The following is a 22,061-nucleotide window of genomic DNA, read 5'->3' on the forward strand; positions in this document are numbered from 1 at the left end:
TCAGAATATCTCCAGATCGCGGTCGACCATCACCGTCACGCGAGCCCCCTGGTCGACATAAATGACGGGACCGATTGAGAGGTAGTCGCCAATCACACTATCCGTGGCATCGGCAAGATCATCGCCTACGTCTTCGAGCACGTCCGCGGCGGTTTCGTCCTGCACATTTGCCGCAGCGGCGCTTGGCGCTGCGGAGATCAGAGAAATCAACGCCGCCGAGCCAAAGCGTTCATCAAAGCGCGTGTCGACAAAGCCGGTCACACCCGAACGACCCAGTTCATCGCCCCCGAAGGAGCTGATCTGGATGGTTTGATTGTCAGGCAGGATGATCCGGTCCCAGGCGATGGTGACCCGGCGCTGCGCGATATCGACGCCAGAACGATACCGCCCGATGAGACGGGACCCGCGCGGGATCAGGAGGCGGGAGCCATCGAAACTGAACACGTCTTCGGAAACAACAGCACGCGTCTGGCCGGGCAGGGAACTGTCGAGAGCGGTTTCCATGACGGCCTGGATCATCGTGCCCTGGTTGATGGTGTTGGACGGATTGGCGATGACCTCAGCTTGCGTCACCGAAGTGGGCAGCGCGCCGTTCAGTACGAAATCTGTCACTTCGCCGAAGGTGCGTTCGGTCAGAGGCGTCTCATTTGCACCGGAGGTGCCGGCAAAGGCGATGGTGGGCGAGGTGATGCGGCGCTCTTGAAACGCCCGTTCTTCAGCCGCGCGGCGTTCAAGTTCCGCGAGCCGTCTTGCTTCCTCCTCGCGGCGGAGCCGCTCTTCTTCCCGCGCGCGCAATTCGTCCTCGGTGGGGCCGATGGGCGCGGGAAGGGGCCGGTTGGCCTCAAGCTGCGCAAGTTCGAGGTCCATGCGGAGTTGCTCAAGTTCGCGATCACGCGCCGTGAGCTCATCGCGAAATTGCTGTTGCGCGGCCTCTGACGCGGCTTGCAGCGCCGCGATTTGGGTTGTCAGCGCATCGATGGCTTCGGCGGCAGCGGTATCTTCCTCGACGACGGGTTCGGGCGCATTGCGCAACTCCTCGATCTGGGCCTGAAGGGCGGCGAGCTGCGCCAGAAGCTCGGCGTTGGGTTCCACCGGTTCGGGTGCTGCCAACACCACCTCGGGCTCGGGTGGGGGGAGGGTTTCGATGGCGCCAAACCCGTCGCCTTCGTTTTGAAATACGTCCGGCGTGGCCGTGGGCAGGGCCTCCTCTTCTTCGGGTTGGGACAGGAGATAGAGCAATGCACCGCCGGCACCGATCACGAGGACAACGACCAAAGCCAGCAGCGGCGAGCGTCGCGGGGCAGGGGGTGAGCTCGCGCCTTTGCCCTGCTCAAGGGCGGCGAGACGTTTCTCAAGGTCCGCGTTTTCGGTATCGCTCATGATCCCACTCCCGCAGGTGGTGTGGCCTCGATACAGACCACCTCGTCTCCGATCCGCAGCACCCATTGCCTGTTCACCCCGGAAACCCGGATCACGCCGTCCTCGGTGGCTTGCGTGTTGACCGTCCGTTCTCGGCCATTGCCGTAGCGGAAGATCGCGGGCACCGGCGCGTTCCGCGGGAATTCGAAATACGTAAACGTCCCGTCATCCCAGACACGGGTGGGGGTGAACTCGGTCCGCGCGCTGGCCCCGTAGTTGTAGTTCGGCGCTTGTGCCGCGATGGCCCGCGCGGGCCGTGCATTGTCTTCGGGGTAGCGGAACTGGACCACGTAGAAGGTCGGGCTGCGGGTCTCCTGGACGTTGAAGTAGTAGCTGCGGCGGTTGGTATAGACGGTCACATTGGTATGCACCCCGCGCGCGACGGGCTTGATCGCGAAGGCTTGGCCGCCCGGCACGCCGTCGATCTCGAAGCCCTCCGTGTCGCCTGCGATGATCGAGCGGATGCTCTCGCCTTCCCCGAACTCGACCGTGGTCACATGGGTGAGCGACACGCTGAGGCGGTAGACCTGACCTTCTTGATATGTTGCCAGCCGCACCCGATTGTCATTGGGCCCGCCACGCGGGATGGCTTCGGCGAAAGCAAGGCCGGGCAACAGGGCAATCAGCAATATGAAAAGTCGAGCAGGGAACAAATTCAATTCTCCAATCTGTCGGAGCGGACGGAATATTCGAGGACCGTGAAGCCGAAGGGGTTGGTCCAGACCTCATCGATGGAGCGGCGGGTCTCGGGGCGGAACTCGAAGAGAAGCGTGGCAGTGAAGAGGCCTGTCTGAACGCCATTGATAGACGTCAGGCGCTTGCGCAGGCGGACCGTGGCGCGGTTGGTGCCGATCCGGTTGATGCTGAGGATTTCCACGTCGAGCCGGGCATTGGGGCCATAGACGGTCGGCGGGTAATTCTCGTTGGCGCTGTTCCAGATTTGGCGCAGCCCGCTCTCGGCGGCCCCGTCCGAGCGGCGCAGAACGCTGCGTATGCGCAGGTCGTTGTCGAGCTGGTTGTAGACCTCCCGGTCGGTCACATAGCGGAAGACTTCTGCCTCGATGATAGCCTGGTTGGCTGTGACAGACGTCGCGCCCACCGAAGCCTCGGGCAGGGCAAAGCCGGTGGCGGGATCATAGGGCACGACCACAGGCGGCGGATCGACATCGAGGATCGCGACAGCCGCCGCGCTCAGGCATCCGAGAATGCCGAAGATGAGCCCGATGAGCCCAAGGCGCTGCCAGAGGCGTTCACGGCGCAGAGCACCATAGACCAGCTCTTCTTCGATGATTTCCTGTTCACTCGCCACGCGTCATGCCTCAAATCAGTCTGCGCGCAGGTCCGGCAGCGTAAAGTCCATGAAGCGCTGCTCTTCGGCGATGGTGGCGGCATCGATCACGCCGCCTGTGCCGTCGCCCACGGTCTGCACCGCTTCGAGCTGCCACATGGCGACCAGCGCGATGGCCAGTTCCGCCGTGACGCGGGTGTTGAGATCGACGCTTTCCTTCAGCTCATCCATGTCGTCGATGAGCCCGACAAGGCGGTCCACCCGCTCGAGCGATTGGCCGGCATCCTCATAGCTGTTCTGGGCGGCGGCCGAGACAAGGGCACCGGTGGTGGCCTGCGTCGCCACGCGGTTGGCCCCGGGATTGCCGCTGGTGGCCATTTCCGAGAGGGTGTCATCGTCAAATCCGAGATCGGCCAGCACCCGGTCCATCTGTGTTTCGATCTCGCCTGCGCCAGAACCGGACAGGCCGGAGAAATCCCCAGTCTTGATCGCCTCAATCGTGGCGAGGATGTCGCCGAACTCCTGGTCGAGCAGACCATTCAACTCGTCTTCCATTTCCGTCCGGATGATCTCCGGCAGTTCGGCGAGGCGGGTGAGGGCCTCGTAGGTTCTTTGCAGCTCCGCGAGTTGGTCCGTGAGAAGGCCGAGCTGTTCGCGGAGCTGCGTCAGCTGCTCGTTTTGCAAGATCTCGTCCTCGATCATCTGCCGCAGCTGCTGGATGTTTTGCGCGATGTTCTGGGTATCGACGACGGGCACGCCTTGCGCGAGGACGGGGGATAGGGCGCCAAGATGCAGACCAACCCCAAGTGTCGTGGCCAAAGCTGTCCTCAAGAGCAGATGTCCCATCATTCAATCTCCCTGATCGTAAAATCCATGAACGCGCCTTCGGCCATGCGGGCGCTGGCCTGGGCCAGCTCTTCGGCGGAGAGCACGCGGGTGCGGGCGGCCTGAAGCCGGATGCGGGCGGCCACGAGACGCACGAGTTCGGCGCGGGCATAAGTGTTGAGCGCAACGCTCTCCTGCACATCCTCGGTCTCGGAAATCCGTTCGACGATATCCGCAATACGTAGGGCGGCTTGCCTGATCGCGGCGGGTGAGTTGCTGCCATAAAAGGTCGCGCCGTGCCCAGTGAGCGAGAGGTTGGCATTGGCCAGAAGCGCGGGGTCGATCGTGCCAAGCGCTTCGATCCCGCCGATACGGGTCAAATAGAGGTTATAGCGTTCGGGGATCACCTGGACGTAGTGCTGGGTCTCGCGAAAGGGTGGCACGCCGCCATACTCGAAAACCCGGCCGGGTCCCGCGTTATAGGCCGCGAGCGCATTGATGATATTGCCGTCGAAGGTGTTGAGCTGTGTCGCGAGATAGCGTGCACCGCCATGCACCTGCAGGTAAGGGCTGTCATAGTATTCCGGATTGATGCCCAGATCGCTGGCGGTACCGGGCATGATCTGGGTGAGGCCAAAGGCGCCGACGGGAGAGCGTGCACCGATGGTGAAACGGCTTTCCTGCCAGATCAGCGCCTGTAGGAGTGCGCGCCATTGGACCGGGGAGAGGCCCGCGCGGCCAACGCCGGCAAAGCCGCTGGTCTCCTGAGCCACGCGGATAATGAGCTGCTCGATGTTTTCCGCCGCATCCCCGAACATCTGCGCACCGCCGGGATTGGGGTCGATGTCGGCATTGCCATAGACCGCCTCGACTGACCGGGCCGGATCCCCGCTGCCGCTTTCCAGCCCCGAGACCATAGCCGGCAAGCCCTGACCGCCGAAGCTGGTCTGGGCATCGAGGATGCGTTGCAGGGTTTCCAGCTGCTCCCGTTCGATCTCGGCAATGAGTTCGCGCACGGCAAGCTTGTCGGCCTGAACGGCCAAGTCAGCCTCGCGATCGCCAGTCTCGACGATGTCACGCGCGGTCAGCCCACTGTCATTGGTCGGCACGCCTTGAGACAAAGCGAGACCGGGCAGCAGGCAAAGGGCCAGGATATGAGGCAGGCTAGACTTCAATGTCGCCCTCCGGTGCGCCAAGGGGCGTGAAGGTGCAATCAGGCGAGATGGCTGTCGTGGAGGCGAGGAAGGTGAAGCAATTGGCCTGCGGTTCCTGGTACTGGGCACAGGAGGCCAACGCACCGAGCGCGGCAACGAACATCAAAATACGGGTCATGAAAGCCTCCAGAAATCAGGGCGGTCGCGGTAATCGGCGCCGACAAGCGCTTCGCCCTTTTCCATGCCGCCAAGGATGGTGAGATTGGGTCCAAGCGCGCTCAGATCGGCATCGACGACGATCGAGCCCTGATCGTCGCGGATCAGCGCCAAGCGGTTGTTGCTGCCCGTGTTGAGAAGGACATCGAGCTCCTTCTCCGTGAGGTTCAGCATGGCGTAGTCCGCTGGCTGCGCGCGGATATTGGGGAGCAGGATCTGCGTCGGCACCGCCTCGATGATGGTCTTGCCGGTCCGGGTGCGCTCGAGCTGGCTTGCGTATTGCGTCATCATCACCGCGACCGTGTTCTGTTTGCGCGCTGTCACCAGCCAGTTCGACAGCCGCTCGGCGAAATACGCGTTATCGAGGGCCTTCCAGGCCTCGTCGATCACGATGATGGTGGGGCGGCGGTCCTCGATTTCGCGCTCGACCCGGCGGAAGAGATAGGACAGGACCGCCATCCGTTCCTTGTCGGCCTCGCTGTCGAGAATGCCGGTCAGATCGAAGCCCACCACATCGCCCTTGAGCGAGAACGTGTCCTCGAGGCTCTGCCCGAAGATCCAGCCATAGCGGCCGTCCTCGGTCCATTCGAGCAGGCGCTGGTGCAGATCGCCGCCATCGTCGGTGGACACAAAAAGCGATGCGAAATCCCGCCAGTTCCGCAGGGCCGGGTTTGTGGCCTGCGCGTTCTGGCGCACGACTTCCTGGATGCGATTGGTCTGGGCAGGAGTGAGCGGCTTGTCGGCGCGGTAGAGCAGGGTGGCAAGCCAGTCCGAGAGCCAGGCGGTGCCGCGCGCATCGGTCTCGGTCCAGAGCGGGTTGAGGCCCGTGGGCTGACCGGCGTTCAGGGACGCGTAGCGCCCGCCATTGGCGCGGACCGCCATCTCCATACCAAGACGGTAATCGAAGACGAAGATCCGCGCGCCTGCGCGACGGGCTTGCGTCATCAGAAAGGCGGACAGCACCGATTTGCCCGACCCGGGCCGACCCATGATCAGGGTATGCCCGCTGGTCGGTTCTTTGTCCGGGCTGCCCTGCTCGTGGTAGTAAAACCGGTAGGCGCTCTGCTCCGGCGTGGGCAAATAAGTGACGACCCGGCCCCAAGGGGTAAGTGCTGCGGGTTTGCCGAGCTGCGTCCGGTGGAAGGCCGCAAAATCCGCGAAGTTGCGATTGGTGACGGCGCTCGCGCGGACACGCTTGGGCTGGTTGCCGGGGTGCTGGCTGAGGTAATGGGCCTTTGCGGCGACCCGCTCGCCGATCATTTTCACGCCCTCGGTCGCGGCGGCATTCACGATCTCGGCGCTGAGCGTCTGCAGCTCTTCGAGCGTTTCGCAGAAGATCGTCACGACCATGTGGTGCTCACCGAAGCTCTGGCGTTTGGCCTCCAGATCATCGGCGGCGATGTCGAGCGCTTCCATAAGCGATAGGGCGGCGTCCTGGCTCGCCTGCATCTGGCGCTTTTGCCGCTTGATGCGGCCCGCCATGAGGTTCGAATTGATCGGCGTGAAGGAGTGCGTCACGATCATGTCGACTGGCAGGTTCAGCATGTCGAACATGGTGCAGGAGGTGCCTTCCGAGTATTCTCCGATGGTGAAGCTCTTGCCGTAGCGGTGGCCCACGACGCCCTCGGAGAGCTCGAAATGGTCGCCGTGAAACGTCACGCGGGTATTGGCGACGTTGAAGGACAGAAAGCCGTAGGTGTTGGCCGGGTAGAGCGGCAGCTCGGTGCCCGTGTTCAGCGCGCCCAAAAATCCCACCAACTCTCCCGATCCTGCTGACAGCAGGCGCGGCTTGAGCTCGGTAAGCCCCGAGAGGAAGACGTTCACGGCCTCACCGAGGCGCTGCAGGCGTTTGCGGGTCTCCTCCTTCAGTCGGTCCGGCGCGCTGCGGCTCAGGAACGGCAGGAGGCTTTTCGGGGGCGGACGGTGAATGACGGTGAGCGTCAGCGTCTTGTCGCGCAGCCCGCTGGTCTCGAGTTTTGCGCGCCAGCGCCGGTCCACCTCGCCTGCGAAGCTGTCCTCACGGATCGGGTCGAGATCAGGTTTGATGGCCTTGGAGACCTTGTGGACGTAATAGCTGAATTCCGGCCCGAGCTGCGCGACGATGCGGGCAAAAAGCGCCGTCACCTTGTCGAGATAGGCATCGTCGGTCGTGTAGCTGTTGATCCCCTCGAGCCGAATGCAGCGGAAGAGTTCGTTCACCCGGGTCCGCACGGTCTGGTCGTCGACGAGGCTTACATAGGGCAGCATATGCGCGAGGCGGGTCTCGCGCGCATACCAGTCTGGCGTCATTGTGCGGGCATCGAGCGCAGCACCACGGGCGTCATCACGGGGCATAGCTGTCCCCGCCATGGATGGACCTGTTGCGCGTGGGCGGTGTCTCCTGCAGGGCCGTCATCATCACGTCGATGAAGCGTGGATCCCAATCCGCTGCCTTCCAAAGCACCGGGTACAGCAGGGCGGCCACGCCAAGCACCGCGATGTGCTGGACCCATACGAAGAGCAGAACCGAGCCGAAGAGCCAGACCATCGCGTACATGATCGGCAGGCCCAGAAGCTTCGGCGGGCGCACGAGGCCGAGAAAGAGAGGCGAGCGCTCAGCCACCGGCGAAAACCGCGGCAACGATGGTGGGGGCAGCGGCGACGCCTGCGATGCCGACGAGAACCCAGAGTGCCTGGCGCAGATCGATAATGTTGAAGAACCAGCTGAGGAAGACGCCCAGCACGGCGAGCGTCGCGATCACAACACCAAGCGGGCCGGTCAACGCATCAACGATCCCCTGCAACAGGCTCTGGATCGGCGAGAGGTCGATGCTTTGCGCAAGGGCGGGTTCGGCAATGACCAGGAAGAGCGCCAGCGAGGCGACGAATAGGCTTGAAATCTGTCTCATGAATTTGATCCTTCCAATCGGGCTACGACGGCCATGACGCGGGCCACGTGGTTCTGGGTTTCTCGGTAGGGGGGAATGCCGCCATACTGGCGGACCGCATCGGGTCCGGCGTTGTATGCTGCGAGGGCAAGGCGCGGATCGCCGAACGTATCCAGCATCATCGCGAGGTAGCGGGCGGAGCCGTCGAGGTTCTGCAGCGGATCACGCGGGTCGACGCCCAGATTACGCGCCGTCGCTGGCATCAATTGACCAAGGCCAATGGCACCTGCACTTGAAATCGTATCCTGGCGGTAGGCGCTCTCAACCTCGATATTGGCCCTATAGAGAGCCAGCCAATCCGTCACGGAAAGCCCCGCGCGACGCAGGCCGGGATGGCCGGCATAGCGCAAGGCCGTGGTCTGAATCCCGGAGAGGACATCGGCGCGGGGCAGGGGAGTCGGGCGGGCAAGGGCCGCGACTTGGACGCCCTCTTGCTCGGCCTCTACCTCGCCGAAGATCGCGATCCCATCGGAGGCCGAACTCTGACCAATCCCTTCATTGTAGTTTCGAGCAAAGCTGCTCTGAGAGCGGGACGGGGTCAGGGAGCCGTCGCTCTCCATGACCAGGACCATTTGCGCTGAGGCAGGTGCTGCGACCAGCCAGAGACAGACGAGGTTAGCTGCCAGCGCCCTTGTCTGATGGGGCTTTGTCTGGCGGCGCAAATTTGTGCGTACGGCTTGTCCCCGCCTCAAGCGGCAGGTCGACATGCGCAAAACCAAGGCCAATGAAGAAAGACACCACGCCGGAGATCGTCTTGAACTCGCGGATCTTGATATCGTTGTAGGTCGTCCGCGTGCGGGCGGTGACGAGGAGCTTTTCCACCCCGTCATCAGAGACAACACGCATGATCCAGACCCCGTAATAGCTGGGGCCTTTCTTGTGTGCCGACTCTTGGCACAGGATTTCTGCGCTATAGCCGCTTTCCACGAGTTCGCGGAACCTGGCTTCCGTAACCACATTTGGTGCTTCGATGTCCCAGTTCATGGCCCGGCTCACGCTTTCTCCAATGGCGCGACCCCAGGCATTCCTACTTGAAGCCCAGAGTTACGATAGTATATTATCAACCGCAAGATGTAATATCGTGCTTTGGCTGTAGTTTGGTTACGCAAACACTAGTCACGGCCAGTGTCCGCGATCAAGGAGATAACAGGTTTGAGAAACCCAAGGTTGACATGCCTGCTCCCATTGCAAGCTATGGCCCTTCTGATCTGCGTTCCTGGGCCGGTTTTGGCGGAATCCTGCTTTGCGCCATCCCGTCCTTTCCTGCCAAGCGATTCGCAGGCCGCGCGGGACTATGCGGATATCATCCGCGGCGACTTCGAAGATTACATTCAGGATATCCAGAGCTACTTCCGTTGCCTCGACGGTGAACGGGCCCGCGCCTTCGAGGAAGCGCGCGAAGTCAGCGAGGAATATGGCCGGTTCCTGCAATTGGTAGGGGATTGATGGGCAACCTCGGGAGCATCAGACTTGCAGCCCATGGAAACCAGACGCCGATAACACCCTCATATATCTACTTTTTAGATAACAGATTTCATCCGCTAGCGACGTCACAAAAGGTATGTGACGCGTGGCAAAGACAATCAGAAGCAAGGGACAAGTGGCACTCTGTCAGGCGTTGGTCGACGCCCGTGTCAAAGCGGGCCTTGGTCAGAAAGACCTGGCAGACAGGCTCAGATGCCACCAGTCCCTTATTGCCCGCCTTGAGAGCGGCCAGCGCCGGGTCGACGTTGTCGAGCTGGTCGTCTTGGCGCGCGCCATCGGCTTTGACCCGTTCGAGGTTCTGGCGATCGTTGAAGCCGCCACGGAGCCCGACCACAGGATTTGAAGCCAATGAATTGTTGAGAACACGGGAACCCACTTTCCCGGTCTGATGATCATTTCCTCATCGAGGACCAGTTAGCCAACATCAAAGAAGCCCGGCGCGCGGTCGTAGTGAACGCTCTGCAACCCCACGCCGCAATTCGCAGCGCCGCAGTGCAGGAAGCCAGTAAACAGTGAACGAAGATAAGGGTGAGGGCGTCGCGATCGCCAATCTGATCGGGACCGATGGGTGCAGTGTTGTTGGTTGGGTTTATCGCTGGAGGACAGGCTCACATGCGGTGATGTGGGACGTCCAAGGGCCCCAGCCGGTATCGGAAACCCGGCCGGATATAAGTGACGAACAGAAGCAAGAAATCGACTTCGATGCGCTGACGAGGATCGGAAGAAGCGACGACGGGTGAACAGAGCGAACCCGCGGTGTTTGCCTAAACGCCAAACAGCATGTGGACCGCGAAGCGTATGCGGTGCGGTCGTGCAAGCCAAAGAAGCCGTCTTCCATGACAAATCTACGTAGCGGCAGGTCAGTAGTTCACCTGCTCGAACCCGTAGTTGCCGTCATAGTCACGCCAATCGACGAAGACGGATCGGTGATAAATGCCAGGGCAATGCTCGCCCCAACGTTCAAGTCCCACATGGGCCTCGGGCAGGGCAGTTATCGAAGATCGCTGCCATGAGAAATCGCCTTGGGTCCCGTAGGTGCCGAGGACCACGGTCGCGCTTCGGTTACAATCCCCATCGCGCCCGGACTCGTGCTGTCGTGCATACCGTACATCGAAGACGCGGATGGACCGCACGAAATTGAACTCTGGCCCGCTGATATCGATGTCCGCGCGGTCCTGAACGAGCCGCAGGGCGAGGTCGGTGGGAACGAGATTATCTACTGGCAAGGATTGAAGCGGTCGACGGCTGTCGGTTCGGTACAAGGCTTCAAAGATGCCGCCAGCGTTGTTTTGTAACCGATCGTTCTCGTAGGAGGCGCCCATGGGACAGCGCCAGATTTGCAGCGGTGGTTCGACCGGCCAAGGTGTAATCCGCCGGATAAATTCGGCGCGGGCTCGGGCGCAAGGGACGGAAGCAGGCCAGCCGCCAGACAGGCACAAGAGGATCGCGCAATCGATCGGGTATGTCTGCGCGCGGGCGGGTATTGGCAGCGAAGAACCTGTCACGGTCAAAGCGACTGCGACCGAGGGGAGGAGCTTCTTGAGTAAATGGCGCATGCTGTGGAGCCTCCGTGATAGGAGTTCAGCATACATACAATAATATACTATCGCAACGCTAAGTATAAAGTCGCATAATGAAGTTTATGTTAACCAACTGGCGCCCTGAGCCGCTAAAACATTACGATTTGATAATGCCCCGGCAAGGGCAGTGCCACCGTACCAAAGTTACTCCTTTGCGAAAGGAGCGACCATGTTCAGAACTTTCGGATTGCTCTTGGGTCTCGCAACTGCTGTAGTTCTTTTGTTTATGGTTTCGAACAGATGCTGTCTTCTGCGAAGGCATCTGATTGAAAGCTACTCTACCTTTCACTTGCCCAGGCGATTGCCGCCTTCATTTCCGCCGGGTCGAACTAACGGAGTTCTGCCGTGGTCAGCACGTCGGCGAACCTGGTTCCCCACTCCAACAAAGCCCCTTCGCCCACCACAGCGACGCGGCGGAAGTCATTCCTATGGGCTGTGTCGATTTTCAGATCTTCGAGCAGAGCGGACGGCCCATCGTAGCCTTCGAACCTCGTGAGATCGAGAACCAGGCCGGGCTTACTTGTCTCTTGCAGGCGCTCATGAAGCAGGGCGTGCATCCGTTTCAGGTCGCTTTCGCTGAGCTTGCCCTCGCAGGCGAGGCCAATCGTGTCGTCATGAGCTGTCAGTGTCTCGGTGAACATGGTTTTCCTCCTCTTTTTCCGGTTTGCCGTGACCGTAAAGGTCAGCGTTTTCGTGTGCGCGGTCTTCGTGCTCAAATTCCAGACTCGAATGACCGATGCTGAAATCGTCCTTCAGCCGGTCCTTGATCGCGGCCTTGATCTTTTCGATTTGACCCCAGCCGTCCGCTGTCAGCACGACGTGGCAGTCCAGAGCCGCCTCGTGCTCCTGCATCTGCCACAGATGCACGTGATGAACGTCCGCGACACCATCCACACCCCGCATCGCCTGAACGACGGTTTCATTATCGATATCCGGTGGACTGCCGAGCATCAGCGTCCGAATCGGACCGCCGATCTCGGTAAATGCGAGGTAGAGGATGTAGTGAGCGATGCCGATGGTGATCGCCGGGTCGACCCACCGCATGTTGTAGAGGAGGATGAGCGAGCCGCCGATGATGACCGCCACGGAGGCCAAAGCGTCCGATAGGTTGTGCAGGAAGAGCGCACGGATGTTCACGCTGCCTTTCTGCATCGAATAGGTGAGCAGCGCCGTCAACGTGTCGACGACCAGTGCCACACCGCCCAGGATCACCACCGTCCAGCCCTGTACCTCTGGTGGGTCGATCATGCGCATGCCACCCTCGTAGATCAGGTAGAAGCCGATCAGGATAAGTGTCGTGTAGTTGATGAGCGCTGCGACGATTTCTACCCGCCCATAGCCGAAGGTCATGCGCTTGTCCGCCGGGCGGCGAGCGATCTTACGCGCGAAGAAGGCGATCACCAGCGACGCCATGTCCGAGAAATTGTGGAGGGCATCCGCGATCAGCGCGAGGCTGCCGGAAAGGATCCCGCCGACGATCTGCGCGACCGTCAGGAGGCCGTTGGCCCAGATGGCGATGGAGACGCGACGATCACCGGATTGAGGATCGATGTGGGCGTGGCCGTGATCATGCGGCACGGTTCGTCTCCTCATGGCGGTGGTTCGGCCGATCGAATCCGGGGACCGGCGGCAAGATTCCGCGGCGGATGCGGCGAACCCTGGCATTCATCCAGTGACGGATGACGTGGCGATAGAGCAAGTCGCGCACAAATCCGAAGTTCTGGCGGTGATTGACCCATCCGTCGCCCAAGTCCACCTCTACCCAGGAGTGGAGGATTTCGGACGGCGCGAGGGGATAGACGAGTTCCGGAACGACGCCTCTCTGAAGCGCCTTGTGGATTGTGAACCCGTGCAGTCGGCAGCGAACTCCCACGCCACGCAGCAGGGCCATGAGGAGCGTGCCCTTGGTGTTGCACTGCCCGTGGCCATCTGCGAGGACCTCGGACGCCGGAATGTCGTCGGCGCGGTTGTAGCCGAAGGTAATCTCGTTCCTGACGAAATCGTAGATGGCCCCAATTCGGTCGTCGCTGGGAAGGTCTGCCCAGCCGCGCTCCTCGATCAGTTTTGCAATTGAGGTCGCGTCAAAATCCAGCAGCCGGGTTTTGGCCAAATGAGGGTCGGCGGGGTTCACGGGATACCTCCTCGAATCGTTCACGAGAATATGTAGTTGCTACAGTCACTGTAGCTTCAAGCCCCGATTTCAGGCCGAGTCCTTGGTTACCTGATCGTCATTGTGCACCGCCTTGTGGTGTTCACCATGCGCGTCTCTCAGGATTCCGACGCCACCCCAGGCCGCGATGCCGGCGACAATCACGCCCACGACAAGGTCCGGCCAATTCGTTCCGAGCCAGGCTACGAGCCCGCCTGCGACGACGATTCCGAGATTGGCCGCGAAGTCGTTCCAGCTGAACGTATTCGCCGCTCGGATGTTTACGTCTGGATCGCGAAGCCGTGCCAGCAGCCAGACGCAAAGTGCGTTGATGGCCGCCGCTACCAGCGCCATGACAATCATGATCGTGCCAAGAGGATCCGATCCGCCGACGTAGCGGCGCCACGCGTCATACAGGATTCCAAGGGCGAAGAGGATCAGCAGGCCGCCCGAAACGTTCGCCGCTCCGCGCTTCCACTTGGCGGAGCGGGACAGCGCGAAGAGGCTGATCGCGTAGACGAAACTGTCCGACAGATTGTCGAGGCCATTGGCGATAAGCGCGCTTGACTCGCCGAATGCGCCCGAGGCGAAGAAAGCGACTGCCAGCCCGATGTTGAGACCCAGCACGATCCAGAGTGTGCGTCTTTCCGTTGCGTTTCTCTGCTCCGCCATGCCGGGTATCCAAATTAGTGAATTGCCAATGAGTAACTAACACCGGGCTTTTTGCGTTCCGATCAAAGGTCGTCGAAATTGCTCAGGCGCCGATCTCTTCATGGTCGGTCAGGCATTCGGAATGGTCGCGCAGTACCTCGAGCACACGGCAATCAGAAGTCTGTCCGCCGCTGCACTCATGCACCATCCGCTTCAATTCCGTCCGCAGCGCCTCGAGCCGCGCCAATCGTTGCTCGACCTGTTTGAGTTGCCGACGGGCTATTGCATCCGCCTCAGCGCAGGACTTTCCCGGATGATCGCTGAGATCGAGGAGCTCACGGATCGCGTCCAACGAGAACCCCAGTTGCCGTGCGTGCCGGACGAATGACAAGCGGTCGAGTTCGGCGTCGCCATAGCGTCGTTGGCCCCCCTCGGTCCTGCCGGGCTCAGGCATAAGTCCGATCTGCTCGTAATACCGGATGGTCTGCACCTTTGTTCCGGTCTTCTTCGCCAGCGTCCCAATCGTCAGCATTTCCGCTCCCCACATTACCTACAGTGGGTGTAGCTTTATGCGGTGCGCATCACAAGCTTCACCCGAGTTTCACAGATCGGTGATTGTTGGCCGATCGATGACAATCACGCTTGAACCTACAGTAGCTAGAGGATGTAAACGCACACAAAATATAGAATCAGGTTCGGGCGGAGCGGCGTGAGGCTTTCAGGTCTTCAGAAGGTATTGTGGGTGTTGGCGGGCGCGGCGGCGTTCGTTTTCATCTGGCTGTTGCTATGGTCCGACTACCGTGCCGATCTTGCCCGCACCGAGAGTGAACCACCGTTTCTTGCTGATTTCGAACTGACCGATCATCGCGGCATGGTCCAAACGGACGAAGATTTCGCAGGGCGCTGGATGCTGGTCTTCTTTGGCTTCACCAATTGCCCCGACGTATGTCCGACAACACTGTCCGAAGTCGCGGCCGTGATGGAGGGCCTGGGCGATGAGGCAGCAATGGTTCAGCCGATTTTCATAACGATTGATCCGGAGCGGGATACGCCGACTGCACTTGCCGAGTATGTGCCCCTGTTCGACGCAGGGATCATCGGGCTGACCGGTACACCGGAGCAGATCGCCGCGACATCCGAAACCTTTCCGATATTCTTTGAGCGGATCGAGCAGGCGACTGCGCCGGGCGGATACACGATGGGTCACACGTCGCATCTTTTCCTTTTCGACACGCAAGCAGGCTTCGCGGACTCCTGGCCCTACGGCACGCCCGCCGAAGAGATCCTCGCCGATCTGAGACAGAGGATCTGATCGTCATGACCCGACTTTCCGGAGAGACGGCCCTTGGCCTGGCCTGGATCATCGCGCTCACCGCGTCGCTTGCCGTGCTCTTCATCGGCGAGGTTCTGGGGCAGACACCTTGCGTGCTCTGCTGGTTCCAGCGTGCCTTCATGTTCCCCTTGGCCATCATCCTCGGGCTTGGGCTGTGGTGGCAGGATCGGCGCGTGGGTCGCTACGGGATCGCGCTGGCTTTGGGCGGTGCCGCCGTCGCGCTTTGGCACTTGGGCCTCTATGTCGGCGTTATCCCCGAGCGTATCCAGCCCTGCACGGCGACCGGCCCATCCTGTACCGACGACAATCAACTGGTCTTCGGCATTCCGATTCCTTTGATGGCGCTCGTCGCCTTCGCGATGATCGGTCTGCTGTCGGCTCTCTCACTGAAGGAAACACAAAAATGAAACGACGCGGCCTCATCCTGTCCGTTCTCGCGCTCGGGGTCGCCGGTTTCGGCGGTGCCGCCTGGTATGCCACCCGCCCCGACCCGATTGCCGCGTCCGATCCCATCGACCCTGAAATGGCCGACGCGCTGATCCGACCCTATTCCCCGATCCTCGGGCCCGAGGATGCGCCCGTAACCATCGTTGAATTCTTCGACCCGGCCTGCGAGGCATGCCGCGCTTTCTATCCGGTCGTCGAGGATATCATGGCGGAGCACGGAGACGCGGTGCGCGTTGTAATCCGCTATACGCCTTTTCACGGCGAGGCGTCGGTAGAAGCGATCCGTGTGCTCGAGGCGGCGCGCATGCAGGACGTGTTTGAACCTGTGCTCGAGGCAGTCTTGCGAGAGCAGCCCAGATGGGCGTCTCACGGGACCCCGGCACCCGGATTGATCCTTGAGATTGCAGCAAGCGGAGGTCTGGATGTCGAAGCTGCCCGGACACAGATGCTGGCCCCCGGTGTTGTGGCGGTGCTCAACCAGGACCGCGCCGATGTCGAGACAGTCGGGGTCCGCCAAACGCCCACGTTCTTCGTGAACGGCAAGCCTCTCGATCCGTTCGGTGAGGCCGAATTGCAGAGGCTGGTGGCAGTGGAAGTTGCGGCAAGCCAAAGCTGATTTGCGGAGGCAGGAGAAACGAGTGGTGAAGAAGTTGAGATATACCAATGCATTGGCCGTGCTTTTGACGGTTGCAGGGCTGTCGGCCCCCGCACTGGCCGGTTCGGAGGATGTCGTGGTCGAGAATGCGTGGTCCCGCGCCTCGATCGGCGTCAACAGGCCAGGTGCCGCCTATATGACCGTGCGCAACACGGGTGAAGACGCCGTTACGCTGACCGGACTTGCGACACCGCTGGCAATGATGCCCGAGATCCATGAGTCGAAAACCAACTCCGATGGCGTCAGTTCCATGGCGCCTGCAGGCGAGATCACGATTGAGCCCGGCCAAAGCGTGGCATTGGAGCCGGGCGGGTTGCACGCCATGCTCATGAAGCTGCAAGAGCCGATGACCGAAGGCGAGAATTTCCCGCTGACACTGACCTTCTCGGATGGCGGCAAGGTGACGGTCGAGGTCCCAATCCTCGGAATCGCCGCGCGTGGACCGGAGGGCTGATGCAACGTCGGCAGCTCCTTCTATACGGCGCAGCCGGTGCCGGCGTTCTTGGCCTGACGCTCTTCGTGGGCTGGTGGCGGGTGGACGGGCCCGGTGCGCCTGAACCAAAAGGGCAGCGGCCCCTGCCCCTATCGGCGATGGAGTTCCGGCTGACCGACCACGAGGAAAATGAGGTAGGGCCTGGCAACCTGATCGGTCGTCCCACAATGGTGTTTTTCGGGTTCACCTACTGCCCGGACGTCTGCCCGACGACCCTATCGGATATTTCCGGCTGGCTTGAGGAACTGGGCGACGAAGCATCAGAGATGAACGTGGTCTTCATCACGGTCGACCCGGAGCGGGACACGGTCGAGGCCATGGCCGAATATGTCGGCTATTTTCATCCGGTCATTCGTGGCTGGACGGGGCCGGAAGACCAAATTGCCCGCGCTGCAGAAGGGTTTCGTGCCTCATTTGAGCGCGTCCCGACTGAGGGCGGCGGCTATACGATGAACCATACGGCAAGCGTATTCCTGTTCGATGCCGAGGGTGAGCTCGTCACCATGATCGACTATCACGAGCAAAGAGAATTCGCGGTGCCGAAGATCCAGCGCGCACTGACAGAAGACGTAGAGGGGGCAACATGAAGATAAGAACTGTCTTGGCGGCCGTTGCGGTCGCAGGCGCATTTTCGGTGACCGCCATCGCCATCTCTGGCGTTCTGTCCAAAGAACCGGTGCCCCCTGCGATTGCTGAAGCGACCCTCTGGACTCCCAATCCGCTTGCGCCGCCTCGGATTACCGAAACCAATTCGGTCCGCCCTACACTCGCCCAGGCGGATATCGCATTCGAGTTCAGACCCCGGCCGCTCCTGACCGTTTCCCCCGCTGATACCTCCTTGCCATCTATCGAGCCCCCGCTGGTCACCTGGTCGCGGGAGATTGCGTCCGGCGAGACGCTTGATGCGGTCCTTTCCGATGCGGGGCTGGATGCTTCGGATCGCGCCGAAATCGCCTTGGCGATTGGCACGGAATACGATCTGCGCCGTCTGCGTCCGGGTCACATCATTACGGTGGTTTCCACAACGGACGACAACCCGCGTCGTGTAGAGCTCGCCGTCGAAGACGGTGTCCGGATAGAGGCGGTCTTCGGCGAACAGCTTGCCGCCCGCGTGTTGGACCCGGATCCCGAATTGGTGACTTTCGCCGGCGAGGCGGTGATCGAGAGCTCGATTTTCGCCGCCCTGAACACGGCAGACATCCCCGCCCGTTTTGCGGTGGACCTGGCGCAGATGCTGGGCGGCACCGTGGATTTCCGTCGTGATCTTGCGGGTGGCGAGACGATGCGCCTCCTTTGGCGCGAGGCCCGAGACGGGAACAAGAGGATTGGTCAGCCCGAGCTTGCCTTTGCCGCACTGGATATCGATGGCTCGGTCTATGAAATCGTCTGGCCGAACGACGGCAGCGGCCAAGCGACGATCTATGTCGACGGAGAAGTCCTGCGCGTGTTTGCGCAACCGGTCGAAGGTGCACGGCTGAGTTCTGTGTTCGGGCGCCGCACCCATCCGGTCTACGGCAATGTACGGATGCACACAGGAGTCGACTTCGCGGCGGCGCGCGGCACGCCGGTACAGGCGACGGCGCCGGGCCGCGTTAGCTTCATCGGCCGACGCGGTGGGTATGGCCGGGTCGTCGAGATCGCTCATGGCTCCGACACCCTGACGCGCTATGCGCATCTGAGCGCCGTACCGGACGGGCTCACACAAGGGCAACGCGTGATGGCCGGAGATATGATCGGGCGGGTCGGTGCGACGGGTACCGCGACAGGCCCCAACCTACATTACGAAGTGCTGGTGGACGGTCGCCCAACCGACCCTCTCTCTGACGACCGATTGGCAGAGGCGGCCGAGCGTGAAGCGGACGACACGGCCGCGCTTGAGCGACTGCGTGAGGCGCGTTCACTTCTTGCTGAGAGGCTCGCCAGCGAATTTGCACAGACGACAACCGAAAGGCTTTGATCCATGAAACGATTTACTCCCGCCCTTGCCATCGCATTTGCCTTGCTTCCTGCGGCGCAGGCCGTCGCAGAGGCGATTCAGATCGACGTCCGGAAGACAAACGGCTGCGGCTGTTGCCTGTCCTGGATGAAGCACCTCGAGGAGAATGGCTTCGCGCCGATGGGCGAGGACATGTTCGGAGGATCTCTTGTGCGCTTCAAACTCGACAATGGCGTGCCGCAGCGCATGGTCTCCTGCCATACGGCTTTGGTCGACGGCTATGTGATCGAGGGCCACGTGCCGGCGGCTGACATCCAACGCCTGCTGGAGGACCGGCCAGACGCGGTAGGCCTGGCGGTGCCGGGAATGCCCTACGGGTCGCCCGGCATGGGACCGGAGGACGACCGGGAGGCTTACGATGTCTTCCTGATCCACGAAGACGGATCGACCGAGGTCTACACCAGCTACTCGGCTCCTGACTGAACTCGCGGCAGAACCTTAACAATTGGAACCCCTCTCCCCCATAGCGCTTGGCTTTCTTGGAAGCCTGGCCGCCGGATCGCTGACCGCGGTCGGGGCGGTCCCCGTTCTTTTTGGGCGCATCCCGTCCCGGGCCACGCGCGATCTGCTGCTTGGCTTCGCGGCGGGTGTCATGCTCGCGGCTTCGTTCTTCTCGCTGATCATCCCGGCTCTCGACGCAGCTGAAGGACAGTTCGACAACGGTGCTCTCCCGGCGGCCATCGTATGTGTTGCGATCCTGCTTGGCATGGGCGCGATCGCTCTGATGAACGAACGGCTACCGCATGAACATTTCAAGACGGGGCGGGAAGGTCCCGACGCCGCATCGCTGCGGCGCGTCTGGCTTTTCATCATCGCGATCACTATCCACAATTTTCCCGAAGGGCTTGCCGTCGGCGTCGGGTTCGGGGCTGACGGTTTGTCGGGCGGGTTGCCACTTGCGATCGGTATTGGATTACAGAATGCCCCCGAAGGTCTGGCGGTGGCGGTTTCGTTGCTCGGCGAGGGCTATTCCAGGCTTCGCGCCTGGGGCATCGCCGCTCTGACCGGTCTCGTCGAGCCCGTCGGTGGACTTCTCGGCGCAGGGATTATCAGTCTTTCGCAACCGCTGCTGCCCTGGGGTCTCGCCTTCGCAGCAGGTGCGATGCTCTACGTCATCAGCCACGAGATCATTCCGGAAACCCACCGATCCGGCCATCAGAACAGGGCGACGCTCGGCCTCGCCGTTGGTCTTGTGATCATGTTGTTCCTCGACGTCTGGCTGGGATAAGCTGATGAGAACTTGCCTCTTCGTCGGTCTGCTTGCTGCGCTGATCGCCTTTCTTGTCGATCAGGCAACGAAGGCAATCGTTGTGTCCAATGCGACTGTTCTTAGTTCCGGCGTATCGGTCTTTCCCGGCTTCAATCTCATCTACCTGCGCAATGACGGAGTGACCTTCGGGCTTCTCGGCGGCGCGCCGTGGTGGAGCCTTGTCTTACTGGCGCTTGGCATCTGCGTCTGGCTGGCGTTCATGCTGGTCCGTACCAGCAGCCGGGTCGAGGCCATTGCCTATGGTGCGATCATCGGCGGTGCACTCGGCAATATTCTGGACCGCCTGCGCTATCGTGCGGTGACGGATTTCCTCGATTTCTACATCGGGACGGCGCACTGGCCTGCCTTCAACATGGCCGATGTTTTTGTGGTTGGCGGCGTGATGCTGCTGCTCATTGCGCCGTGGGTTGGCGCTCGACTTCAGACCGATTCATGAAGCCGGGATTGCCGCAGTTCGTTAGTGAGGACCTGAACCTGTTCCAGCGCATGGGTCTTGCCCTTGCTGCCGGCGGATTGACGGTTTTGACTCTTCCGCCGTTTTCTTGGCTCATCGCGGTCCCTGTCGCCTTCTCCGTGCTCTTTATCGTTCTCCGGAACATCTCAACCTCGCGCGCTTTCCTTGTCGGTTGGGCTTTCGGACTGGGCCAATTCGGGATTGGAATTTCCTGGATCGCCGAGAGCTTTTACGTCGATGCCGAACGTTTCGGCGCACTGGCGATTCCGGCGGTCGCGGGTCTGTCCGCCGGACTTGCCATCTTCCCGGGCATGGCGGCGATGCTTTTTGCCGCCATCATGCAGCGCCGAGCTGTCGGCGGCATTGCGGCGGGCCTGCTGTTTGCAACCTGCTGGGTGGCCACGGAATGGCTGCGGGGTCATGTCCTGACAGGGTTTCCCTGGAACCTTGCCGCTTATGCCCTTGTCGACTATGCCGCCCTGCGCCAACCCGCCGCCTGGGTCGGAAGCTACGGTTTGGGCTTTCTCACGGTCTTCATCGGCATATTGCCAGGTGTGTTGACTGTGGCGGCGCCAAAGAGACGCGCGCCTGTTCTCGTGCTCTTCGCCGTTGCTGTGGCGGGTTTCTGGGTTGGCGGTGCGCTTCGGTCAGGGCAGGACGTGCCGCCGACAGACGTTGCTTTGCGCATCGTCCAAGGCAATGTGCCACAAGTCGAGAAGTGGGTACCGGGCAGCCGCCAGCGAACCTTGGAAAAATACCTGGGCTTGTCCGCGCAACCCGGACGTTTCGATTTGCTGCTTTGGCCGGAAACGGCCTTCCCCGGCTTTCTGGACGAAGATGCTGCGGCACGCGCGCGGATATCTGCAGCTTTGCCAGACGGCAGGATCCTACTGACAGGTGCGCCTGACCGAGTGGAGGGCGATGGGGGAACCAGATATTTCAACACGGTTCAGGCCTATGACGGCAGCGGCGAGGTTCTGACGGGGTATGCAAAACATCATCTTGTTCCGTTCGGGGAATATGTGCCCCTGAAAGGCTGGCTGCCCATCGAGCGGCTGACCGAAGGGTTGGGCGATTTCACGCCGGGACCAGGGCCGCGCACGCTGGCGATCCCTGGCGCGCCTCTGGTCGCGGTGGCGATCTGTTACGAGATCATCTTTCCGGGCCACGTGGTCGATGACCTTTTCCGCCCCGACTGGATATTCAACGCCACAAATGATGCCTGGTTCGGAACCAGCATCGGACCCGAGCAGCACCTCGCCTCCGCGCGGATGCGCGCGGTCGAGGAGGGACTTCCCGTGGTCCGGGCGGCCAACACTGGGATATCCGCGATCATCGACGCCAATGGAAATGTCGTCGCGCGTCTTGATACCGGGGAAACAGGCACCATTGATGCCGGCCTGCCGGGCGCGCGTACTCCAACGCCCTATGCGCGGTTCGGCGACTGGACCTTGTTGGTTCTTGTTTTTGGGTGCTGGGTCTTCGGCTGGCTGGCCAGTTTGCTCGGACGAGAACCCGATGCGCGGCATTTTGGAACGGAGGTATCCTGATGCTTGTGATCGTGAGCGCTATCGGAGGCGCGATCTGGGGTGGCTATCTGGCACGACGGAGGAGGGGGAATCACCTGGATATCCTCCAATATGCGGTAGCGTCTGCGATCGCCTTCGGACTTGTCGCCCTGTTTGCAACCATCGTGCTGTCGCGGGTTCTCGGCTAGCG

General features: G+C 61.4%; 29 protein-coding genes. 12 read left to right on the plus strand and 17 right to left on the minus strand.

Translation table 11 applies throughout. The features are described 5' to 3' along the window. From ACXAF5_RS19890 to ACXAF5_RS19940, 11 genes are read right to left on the minus strand one after another with little or no spacing between them, the layout of a single operon-like run. On the minus strand, nucleotides 1-1,380 hold the full coding sequence (locus tag ACXAF5_RS19890) for a TraB/TrbI/VirB10 family type IV secretion system protein (RefSeq protein ID WP_008327387.1): 1,380 nt from the start codon (nucleotides 1,378-1,380) through the stop codon (nucleotides 1-3). Next, nucleotides 1,377-2,072 (minus strand): TrbG/VirB9 family P-type conjugative transfer protein, encoded by a 696-nt coding sequence (locus ACXAF5_RS19895; protein WP_040884169.1) that lies wholly within the window; start codon nucleotides 2,070-2,072, stop codon nucleotides 1,377-1,379. Before ACXAF5_RS19895 ends, ACXAF5_RS19890 begins: the two co-directional genes overlap by 4 nt. A 2-nt stretch (nucleotides 2,073-2,074) precedes the next feature. Then, nucleotides 2,075-2,728, minus strand: a complete 654-nt coding sequence (locus ACXAF5_RS19900; RefSeq protein ID WP_339718524.1) for a VirB8 family type IV secretion system protein — start codon at nucleotides 2,726-2,728, stop codon at nucleotides 2,075-2,077. A 15-nt stretch (nucleotides 2,729-2,743) separates the two neighbouring features. Continuing rightward, complete coding sequence (locus tag ACXAF5_RS19905) at nucleotides 2,744-3,553, minus strand: type IV secretion system protein (RefSeq protein ID WP_040884167.1); 810 nt, start codon at nucleotides 3,551-3,553, stop codon at nucleotides 2,744-2,746. Further along, nucleotides 3,553-4,707, minus strand: coding sequence for a lytic transglycosylase domain-containing protein (locus tag ACXAF5_RS19910; RefSeq protein ID WP_187432410.1), 1,155 nt, complete (start codon nucleotides 4,705-4,707; stop codon nucleotides 3,553-3,555). The genes ACXAF5_RS19905 and ACXAF5_RS19910 overlap by 1 nt, the downstream gene beginning before the upstream one ends. Next, nucleotides 4,697-4,864 carry a hypothetical protein gene (locus ACXAF5_RS19915; protein WP_008327378.1) on the minus strand — a complete coding sequence of 56 codons (168 nt, stop codon included), beginning with the start codon at nucleotides 4,862-4,864 and terminating at the stop codon, nucleotides 4,697-4,699. The genes ACXAF5_RS19910 and ACXAF5_RS19915 overlap by 11 nt, the downstream gene beginning before the upstream one ends. Further along, nucleotides 4,861-7,236: a VirB4 family type IV secretion/conjugal transfer ATPase gene (locus ACXAF5_RS19920; RefSeq protein WP_474947974.1), complete on the minus strand. Its 2,376-nt coding sequence runs from the start codon at nucleotides 7,234-7,236 to the stop codon at nucleotides 4,861-4,863. The genes ACXAF5_RS19915 and ACXAF5_RS19920 overlap by 4 nt, the downstream gene beginning before the upstream one ends. Next, nucleotides 7,226-7,504 carry a VirB3 family type IV secretion system protein gene (locus tag ACXAF5_RS19925; RefSeq protein WP_008327373.1) on the minus strand — a complete coding sequence of 93 codons (279 nt, stop codon included), beginning with the start codon at nucleotides 7,502-7,504 and terminating at the stop codon, nucleotides 7,226-7,228. Before ACXAF5_RS19925 ends, ACXAF5_RS19920 begins: the two co-directional genes overlap by 11 nt. Then, a complete protein-coding gene (locus ACXAF5_RS19930; protein WP_008327371.1) occupies nucleotides 7,497-7,790 on the minus strand; it encodes a TrbC/VirB2 family protein in 294 nt (97 codons plus the stop codon). Before ACXAF5_RS19930 ends, ACXAF5_RS19925 begins: the two co-directional genes overlap by 8 nt. Beyond that, nucleotides 7,787-8,401: a lytic transglycosylase domain-containing protein gene (locus ACXAF5_RS19935; RefSeq protein ID WP_008327370.1), complete on the minus strand. Its 615-nt coding sequence runs from the start codon at nucleotides 8,399-8,401 to the stop codon at nucleotides 7,787-7,789. The genes ACXAF5_RS19930 and ACXAF5_RS19935 overlap by 4 nt, the downstream gene beginning before the upstream one ends. A 43-nt stretch (nucleotides 8,402-8,444) precedes the next feature. Next, entirely contained in the window at nucleotides 8,445-8,813 is a 369-nt protein-coding gene (locus tag ACXAF5_RS19940; RefSeq protein WP_008327368.1) for a hypothetical protein, read from the minus strand. Between the two features lie 210 nt (nucleotides 8,814-9,023). Between ACXAF5_RS19940 and ACXAF5_RS19945 the strand changes: the two genes are divergently transcribed. Both ACXAF5_RS19945 and ACXAF5_RS19950 read left to right on the plus strand, forming a co-directional pair. After that, nucleotides 9,024-9,275, plus strand: a complete 252-nt coding sequence (locus ACXAF5_RS19945) for a hypothetical protein (RefSeq protein WP_008327366.1) — start codon at nucleotides 9,024-9,026, stop codon at nucleotides 9,273-9,275. A gap of 124 nt (nucleotides 9,276-9,399) precedes the next feature. Beyond that, nucleotides 9,400-9,657 carry a helix-turn-helix domain-containing protein gene (locus tag ACXAF5_RS19950; RefSeq protein WP_017470289.1) on the plus strand — a complete coding sequence of 86 codons (258 nt, stop codon included), beginning with the start codon at nucleotides 9,400-9,402 and terminating at the stop codon, nucleotides 9,655-9,657. A gap of 517 nt (nucleotides 9,658-10,174) precedes the next feature. On the opposite strand, the gene ACXAF5_RS19955 is transcribed toward ACXAF5_RS19950, so the two are convergent. The 6 genes from ACXAF5_RS19955 to ACXAF5_RS19980 all read right to left on the minus strand — a co-directional run bounded on the left by ACXAF5_RS19955 (nucleotide 10,175) and on the right by ACXAF5_RS19980 (nucleotide 14,226). Beyond that, the gene (locus ACXAF5_RS19955; RefSeq protein WP_173674657.1) at nucleotides 10,175-10,870 is read right to left on the minus strand and encodes a hypothetical protein; all 696 of its coding nucleotides are present in this window, start codon (nucleotides 10,868-10,870) and stop codon (nucleotides 10,175-10,177) included. 353 nt (nucleotides 10,871-11,223) lie between these two features. Further along, the gene (locus tag ACXAF5_RS19960; RefSeq protein ID WP_007803481.1) at nucleotides 11,224-11,535 is read right to left on the minus strand and encodes a SpoIIAA family protein; all 312 of its coding nucleotides are present in this window, start codon (nucleotides 11,533-11,535) and stop codon (nucleotides 11,224-11,226) included. Further along, nucleotides 11,507-12,472: a cation diffusion facilitator family transporter gene (locus ACXAF5_RS19965; protein WP_008327363.1), complete on the minus strand. Its 966-nt coding sequence runs from the start codon at nucleotides 12,470-12,472 to the stop codon at nucleotides 11,507-11,509. Before ACXAF5_RS19965 ends, ACXAF5_RS19960 begins: the two co-directional genes overlap by 29 nt. Next, entirely contained in the window at nucleotides 12,462-13,025 is a 564-nt protein-coding gene (locus tag ACXAF5_RS19970; RefSeq protein WP_007803479.1) for a transglutaminase-like domain-containing protein, read from the minus strand. Before ACXAF5_RS19970 ends, ACXAF5_RS19965 begins: the two co-directional genes overlap by 11 nt. Nucleotides 13,026-13,094: 69 nt before the next feature. Then, nucleotides 13,095-13,715, minus strand: a complete 621-nt coding sequence (locus ACXAF5_RS19975; protein WP_008327361.1) for a cation efflux transmembrane domain-containing protein — start codon at nucleotides 13,713-13,715, stop codon at nucleotides 13,095-13,097. Between the two features lie 82 nt (nucleotides 13,716-13,797). Further along, the gene (locus tag ACXAF5_RS19980) at nucleotides 13,798-14,226 is read right to left on the minus strand and encodes a MerR family transcriptional regulator (protein ID WP_007803476.1); all 429 of its coding nucleotides are present in this window, start codon (nucleotides 14,224-14,226) and stop codon (nucleotides 13,798-13,800) included. 213 nt (nucleotides 14,227-14,439) lie between these two features. Between ACXAF5_RS19980 and ACXAF5_RS19985 the strand changes: the two genes are divergently transcribed. Genes ACXAF5_RS19985 through lnt form a run of 10 tightly spaced genes read left to right on the plus strand, consistent with a single transcriptional unit; the run spans nucleotide 14,440 to nucleotide 21,892 of the window. Continuing rightward, the gene (locus ACXAF5_RS19985) at nucleotides 14,440-15,006 is read left to right on the plus strand and encodes an SCO family protein (protein ID WP_007803475.1); all 567 of its coding nucleotides are present in this window, start codon (nucleotides 14,440-14,442) and stop codon (nucleotides 15,004-15,006) included. Nucleotides 15,007-15,011: 5 nt separating this feature from the next. After that, a complete protein-coding gene (locus ACXAF5_RS19990) occupies nucleotides 15,012-15,434 on the plus strand; it encodes a disulfide bond formation protein B (protein WP_007803474.1) in 423 nt (140 codons plus the stop codon). Further along, entirely contained in the window at nucleotides 15,431-16,090 is a 660-nt protein-coding gene (locus tag ACXAF5_RS19995) for a DsbA family protein (protein WP_007803472.1), read from the plus strand. The genes ACXAF5_RS19990 and ACXAF5_RS19995 overlap by 4 nt, the downstream gene beginning before the upstream one ends. 22 nt (nucleotides 16,091-16,112) lie before the next feature. Continuing rightward, complete coding sequence (locus tag ACXAF5_RS20000; RefSeq protein ID WP_008327335.1) at nucleotides 16,113-16,583, plus strand: copper chaperone PCu(A)C; 471 nt, start codon at nucleotides 16,113-16,115, stop codon at nucleotides 16,581-16,583. Beyond that, nucleotides 16,583-17,209 (plus strand): SCO family protein, encoded by a 627-nt coding sequence (locus tag ACXAF5_RS20005; protein ID WP_007803468.1) that lies wholly within the window; start codon nucleotides 16,583-16,585, stop codon nucleotides 17,207-17,209. The genes ACXAF5_RS20000 and ACXAF5_RS20005 overlap by 1 nt, the downstream gene beginning before the upstream one ends. Further along, the gene (locus tag ACXAF5_RS20010; RefSeq protein ID WP_007803467.1) at nucleotides 17,206-18,579 is read left to right on the plus strand and encodes a M23 family metallopeptidase; all 1,374 of its coding nucleotides are present in this window, start codon (nucleotides 17,206-17,208) and stop codon (nucleotides 18,577-18,579) included. Before ACXAF5_RS20005 ends, ACXAF5_RS20010 begins: the two co-directional genes overlap by 4 nt. A gap of 3 nt (nucleotides 18,580-18,582) precedes the next feature. Then, nucleotides 18,583-19,041, plus strand: a complete 459-nt coding sequence (locus tag ACXAF5_RS20015; protein WP_007803465.1) for a DUF411 domain-containing protein — start codon at nucleotides 18,583-18,585, stop codon at nucleotides 19,039-19,041. A gap of 22 nt (nucleotides 19,042-19,063) precedes the next feature. Then, the gene (locus ACXAF5_RS20020; protein ID WP_007803463.1) at nucleotides 19,064-19,846 is read left to right on the plus strand and encodes a ZIP family metal transporter; all 783 of its coding nucleotides are present in this window, start codon (nucleotides 19,064-19,066) and stop codon (nucleotides 19,844-19,846) included. 4 nt (nucleotides 19,847-19,850) lie between these two features. Next, nucleotides 19,851-20,324 carry a signal peptidase II gene (lspA, locus tag ACXAF5_RS20025; protein ID WP_007803461.1) on the plus strand — a complete coding sequence of 158 codons (474 nt, stop codon included), beginning with the start codon at nucleotides 19,851-19,853 and terminating at the stop codon, nucleotides 20,322-20,324. Further along, nucleotides 20,321-21,892, plus strand: a complete 1,572-nt coding sequence (lnt, locus tag ACXAF5_RS20030; RefSeq protein ID WP_474947975.1) for an apolipoprotein N-acyltransferase — start codon at nucleotides 20,321-20,323, stop codon at nucleotides 21,890-21,892. The genes lspA and lnt overlap by 4 nt, the downstream gene beginning before the upstream one ends. Nucleotides 21,893-22,061 lie beyond the last annotated feature (169 nt).

It is taken from the genome of Epibacterium sp. ABV4_022, from assembly GCF_056159345.1.

What these genes read in the sequence shown, in the direction of transcription:
- ACXAF5_RS19890 (WP_008327387.1), bottom strand. Translation starts at nt 1,380, where the DNA reads ATGAGCGATACCGAAAACGCGGACCTTGAGAAACGTCTCGCCGCCCTT.
- ACXAF5_RS19905 (WP_040884167.1), bottom strand. Translation starts at nt 3,553, where the DNA reads ATGGGACATCTGCTCTTGAGGACAGCTTTGGCCACGACACTTGGGGTT.
- ACXAF5_RS19915 (WP_008327378.1), bottom strand. Translation starts at nt 4,864, where the DNA reads ATGACCCGTATTTTGATGTTCGTTGCCGCGCTCGGTGCGTTGGCCTCC.
- ACXAF5_RS19920 (WP_474947974.1), bottom strand. Translation starts at nt 7,236, where the DNA reads ATGCCCCGTGATGACGCCCGTGGTGCTGCGCTCGATGCCCGCACAATG.
- ACXAF5_RS19930 (WP_008327371.1), bottom strand. Translation starts at nt 7,790, where the DNA reads ATGAGACAGATTTCAAGCCTATTCGTCGCCTCGCTGGCGCTCTTCCTG.
- ACXAF5_RS19935 (WP_008327370.1), bottom strand. Translation starts at nt 8,401, where the DNA reads ATGGTCCTGGTCATGGAGAGCGACGGCTCCCTGACCCCGTCCCGCTCT.
- ACXAF5_RS19940 (WP_008327368.1), bottom strand. Translation starts at nt 8,813, where the DNA reads ATGAACTGGGACATCGAAGCACCAAATGTGGTTACGGAAGCCAGGTTC.
- ACXAF5_RS19945 (WP_008327366.1), top strand. Translation starts at nt 9,024, where the DNA reads ATGGCCCTTCTGATCTGCGTTCCTGGGCCGGTTTTGGCGGAATCCTGC.
- ACXAF5_RS19955 (WP_173674657.1), bottom strand. Translation starts at nt 10,870, where the DNA reads ATGCGCCATTTACTCAAGAAGCTCCTCCCCTCGGTCGCAGTCGCTTTG.
- ACXAF5_RS19960 (WP_007803481.1), bottom strand. Translation starts at nt 11,535, where the DNA reads ATGTTCACCGAGACACTGACAGCTCATGACGACACGATTGGCCTCGCC.
- ACXAF5_RS19975 (WP_008327361.1), bottom strand. Translation starts at nt 13,715, where the DNA reads ATGGCGGAGCAGAGAAACGCAACGGAAAGACGCACACTCTGGATCGTG.
- ACXAF5_RS19980 (WP_007803476.1), bottom strand. Translation starts at nt 14,226, where the DNA reads ATGCTGACGATTGGGACGCTGGCGAAGAAGACCGGAACAAAGGTGCAG.
- ACXAF5_RS19990 (WP_007803474.1), top strand. Translation starts at nt 15,012, where the DNA reads ATGACCCGACTTTCCGGAGAGACGGCCCTTGGCCTGGCCTGGATCATC.
- ACXAF5_RS19995 (WP_007803472.1), top strand. Translation starts at nt 15,431, where the DNA reads ATGAAACGACGCGGCCTCATCCTGTCCGTTCTCGCGCTCGGGGTCGCC.
- ACXAF5_RS20005 (WP_007803468.1), top strand. Translation starts at nt 16,583, where the DNA reads ATGCAACGTCGGCAGCTCCTTCTATACGGCGCAGCCGGTGCCGGCGTT.
- ACXAF5_RS20010 (WP_007803467.1), top strand. Translation starts at nt 17,206, where the DNA reads ATGAAGATAAGAACTGTCTTGGCGGCCGTTGCGGTCGCAGGCGCATTT.
- ACXAF5_RS20015 (WP_007803465.1), top strand. Translation starts at nt 18,583, where the DNA reads ATGAAACGATTTACTCCCGCCCTTGCCATCGCATTTGCCTTGCTTCCT.
- lspA (WP_007803461.1), top strand. Translation starts at nt 19,851, where the DNA reads ATGAGAACTTGCCTCTTCGTCGGTCTGCTTGCTGCGCTGATCGCCTTT.
- lnt (WP_474947975.1), top strand. Translation starts at nt 20,321, where the DNA reads ATGAAGCCGGGATTGCCGCAGTTCGTTAGTGAGGACCTGAACCTGTTC.